General features: G+C 75.0%; 4 protein-coding genes. 3 read left to right on the top strand and 1 reads right to left on the bottom strand.

Annotated elements, in window-relative coordinates; translation table 11 throughout:
• The 3 genes from DY245_RS34140 to DY245_RS34130 form a co-directional block, all read left to right on the top strand.
• On the top strand, positions 1-604 hold a 604-nt coding region (locus tag DY245_RS34140), incomplete at its 5' end, for a hypothetical protein (RefSeq protein WP_128511007.1).
• Positions 605-1283: 679 nt separating this feature from the next.
• Entirely contained in the window at positions 1284-2450 is a 1167-nt protein-coding gene (locus DY245_RS34135) for a glycosyltransferase family 4 protein (RefSeq protein WP_128511006.1), read from the top strand.
• A gap of 164 nt (positions 2451-2614) precedes the next feature.
• A complete protein-coding gene (locus DY245_RS34130) occupies positions 2615-3310 on the top strand; it encodes a LysE family translocator (protein ID WP_181923999.1) in 696 nt (231 codons plus the stop codon).
• A gap of 28 nt (positions 3311-3338) precedes the next feature.
• On the opposite strand, the gene DY245_RS34125 is transcribed toward DY245_RS34130, so the two are convergent.
• The coding region (locus DY245_RS34125) for a PucR family transcriptional regulator (protein ID WP_181923998.1) at positions 3339-3785 on the bottom strand (447 nt) is incomplete at its 5' end.

Genomic DNA, 3785 nt, shown 5'->3' with positions numbered 1-3785 from the left:
CGCGCTCGCCGCCGCCACCGCGCCGGGGCTGCCCGCCCGGGCCCGGGCGGCGACGGCGCTGGCGGTGCTGGCAGCCGGGGGCTGTGGTGCGTACGACGATGTCTTCGGTGCCGGTGACCCGCGGCGTGGATTCCGGGCCCACCTTTCGGCGCTGCGGAACGGCGAGGTCACCAGTGGAGCGGTGAAGCTGTTCGGGATCGGTGCCGCCGGGCTTGCGGCGGGGGCCCTCCTGAAGGAGCGGCCGGCCGACCAGCTGCTGGCGGGTGTGGTGATCGCGGGGTCGGCGCACTTGGTGAATCTCCTGGACGTACGGCCGGGCCGGGCGGCCGGCGCCGTACTGGCCATCGGTGCACCCGGGCTGCTGCGCCGCGGACCGGCGGGCCCGCTGTCCGCCGCGCCCATGGGGGCCGCGGCCGCCGTCATCGGCGACGACCTGGGGGAGCGCACGATGCTCGGGGACGCCGGGGCACATGCCCTCGGCGCGGCGCTCGGGCTCGCCATCGTCGCGGGGAACGGCCGCAAGGGACTGGCCGCGCATGCCGCGGGGCTGATCGCCGCCGCGGCCGCGGGGGACCGCGTCAGCCGGGCGGCCGCGGCGATCTGAGGCCGGGCCCGCCGAAGGCCGAAGGCCGTCCGTCCGGGGACCGGCCGCGGAGGGAGAGCCGCCCGTCCGTGGCATCTCCGTCCCCTGCATGCCCGTCCCCTGCATGCCCGTCCGTGGCATCTCCGTCCGCGGCATGCCCGTCCGCGTGATGTCCGTCCGTGGCGTGGGCCCATGCTCGGCGCGGCGTGCTTCGGGCCCGCCCTACCCGGTGCCCGCCCGGCCGGCTTCGGCCCAGCCCTACGGGAGCGCCTCCGTTGGAGGAGGGGGCGGGCCGATCCGGACATTCACCAAGCGCGCCCCGGACAACGGCGTACGCGCCCCGTACCGTGGCGGCGGGCGCACTCCGGAGGGGCGGGTCACTCGTCGGGACCGTGAACCCGCGCGGGCGGTTTGTCGCCCATGTGGGTGATCCCGTATGCGCTGGGGTGAGACTTCCCACCGGAACGGCGGGCGGACGGTGACGAATTGACGTCGCCGGGCTGGCATCCTGGGCGCGGTGCGCAGTTCCGGGTGCGCTCGCCGCCTCCTGCCTGACCGCCGGGCCGGCGATCGCCGGCCGCGTGCCGTCGAAGCACCGCGCAGTAAGCCGAAGCACCCCGCAAGAAGCCGAAGCATCCGCAAGAGCGGACCGACCTACCGGTACGGTCCGTCCCGCCGCCCGACCCAGGAGCCCGCCCACGTGATCAGCACCCCGACCTCGGCGCACGGGCTGTCGCCGCTGCGCACGGTCCAGGTGCTGGGGCACGGCAGCGCCGGCAGCGCGGCCCATGTCCGCTCACTGGCCGAAGGGCTGGTCGCGCGCGGGGTCCGGGTGACCGTCTGCGGTACGCCGGAGAGCGAAGAGGCCTACGACTTCACCGGCGCGGGCGCGCGGTTCGTACATGTCCCCCCGCGGACGGATCCGGCGGGCGTGGCGTCGCTGCGCAGCGCCTGCTGGGATGCCGACCTGGTCCATGCGCACGGCCTACGGGCCGGCCTGCGTGCCTCGATGGCGCTGCGCGGACTGCGCGGTCCCCGGGGAGGGCGGCGGGTTCCCCTGGTCATCACCTGGCACACAAAGGCGCACATCGAGGGCGCGCGGGCCGGGCTCGTGCATCTGATGGAACGGCGGGTGGCGCGCGCCGCCGCGGTCGTTCTGGGAGCCTGCTCGGATCTCGTGGACCGGGCGCGCGAGCGGGGCGCGCGTGATGCACGGCTTGCGCCGGTCGCGATTCCGCGCCCCCGGTCCGGCGGCGCACAGAGCGAATCCGAGGAACACGACCGGATGCGCCACAAGGAGCGGGCCGAACTCGGCGCGGTGGACCGCCCGTTGCTGCTCGTGGTCGGCCGTCTCGATCCGAGTCAGGGCCACGATTTGCTGCTGGACGCGGCGCATGCCTGGTGCACGCTCGACCCGCAGCCGTTGGTAGCCATCGCGGGGGAGGGCGACCAACGGGCCGCGTTGCAGCGGAGGATCGACATCGAGCAGCTGCCCGTACAGCTGCTCGGCCGCCGCGACGATGTGCCCGAACTCCTCGCCGCCGCCGACCTCGTGGTGCTGCCCAGCAAGTGGGAGGCGCGCTCGCTGATCGCCCAGGAGGCGCTGCGCGCCGGGGTGCCGCTGGTCGCCACCGACACCGGGGGCACCCCCGAACTGGTCGGCCGGGCCGCGGAACTGGTCCGTTACGGGGACGCCGCCGCCCTGGCCCGTGCCGTTCTCGGGCTCCTCGCCGATCCCGTGCGGCGGGACGCGCTGGCCGAGGCGGGCCGCATCCAGGCGGCCGGCTGGCCGAGCGAGAACGACACCGTCGCCCAGGTCCTGAGCGTTTACGACGAGCTGACCCAGCCGATTCAGCCGGATTTCTAGCCGGTCCAGGAAGTCCAGGCACTCCAGGCACTCCAGGCGGTCCAGGTACTCCATGCGGCCCAAGAGGCCCGGGTGATGCAGACGTTCGCGACGGATACGCCACGTCAGGCGATAAGGTCCCAGGAATCGGACATTTGTATGGCCAGGTACGACAGGAGATCGCCGTGACAGCTGCGGTAGCGGGCTTTGCGTTGTTCGCCCTACTGGTGACGATGGTGCCCGGGCCGGACACCCTCCTGGTGCTGCGTAACTGTGTGCGGGGCGGGCGGCGTACGGGGGCTGCCACGGCCCTCGGCGCCGCCGTCGGGTCGCTCGCCTGGGCGGTGGCTGCCGCGGTCGGTCTGGCCGCGGCGCTGCAGCGCTGGGACGCGGCGTTCACGGTCGTACGGCTGGCGGGCGCCGCCTACTTGGTGGTGCTCGGGGTGCAGGCGCTGTGGGCGCACCGGCGGTCCGCCGCGGCGGTGGCGCCCGAGGCGGCACCCGGCCCGGACCCGCTCGACGCGGCGGATCCGTTCGACGCGGCGGAGGCGGACGGCCGGCCCGCGGCGCCCCTCGTGCCCGTACGGGCCTTCCGGCAGGGCCTGTTGAGCTGTCTGCTCAACCCCAAGGTGGGGATTTTCTTCGTGGCCGTGGTGCCGCAGTTCCTTCCCGAAGGACACTCGGTCCTCGGCGCCACACTGCTCCTGGGGGCCGTCGACGCGGTGATCGCCGCGGGCTGGCTGCTGCTGGTCGTGGTCTGCGCGGGCCGGCTGCTGCGCCGGCTGCGGCGTCCCCGGGTGCACCGCAATCTGGAGCGCACCACGGGCGGGGTGCTGGTCGCGCTCGGTATGGGGACGGCGGCCGAGACGGTCGCGGGGTAGCGCACCCGGTCCCGGTTGCAGCCGTCCGCTACGCCTTGTCCGTGTGGCGCCTGGCACGCAGGGCCAGCCGCAGCCCCAGGACGGTCTGCGGGTCGTCCAGGTCCGTGCCCAGCAACTGGGCGATCCGCGCCAGCCGGTCGTACAGCGTCTGCCGGTTCACGTTCAGGTCGCGGGCGGTCTCGGCCTTGCGGCCCGCGCTGGCCAGATAGGCCTCCAGCGTGGGCAGCAGCGGCTGGCGGGCGCTGCGGTCGTGGGCGAGCAGCGGGCCGATGGCGCGCTCCACGAAATCGGTGAGCACGCCCTGTTCGCCGTGTTCCCGCATCCGCCACAGCAGCAGCTCGATGTCCAGCCGGCGCGCGTCGTACCAGGGCTGCTCCGGCAGTCCCTGGGCCGCGGCCGCCGCCTCCGCCGCGTGCCGCAGGCCGGGGCCCGCCGCCGCCCAGTCGCCCGCCGTGCCGACGACGACCACCGGGCG

It is taken from the genome of Streptomyces inhibens, assembly GCF_003389455.1.
GTDB lineage: Bacteria > Actinomycetota > Actinomycetes > Streptomycetales > Streptomycetaceae > Streptomyces > Streptomyces inhibens.
Note: the sequence above shows the minus strand (reverse complement) of the source record. Positions and strands in the feature narration are given on the sequence as shown.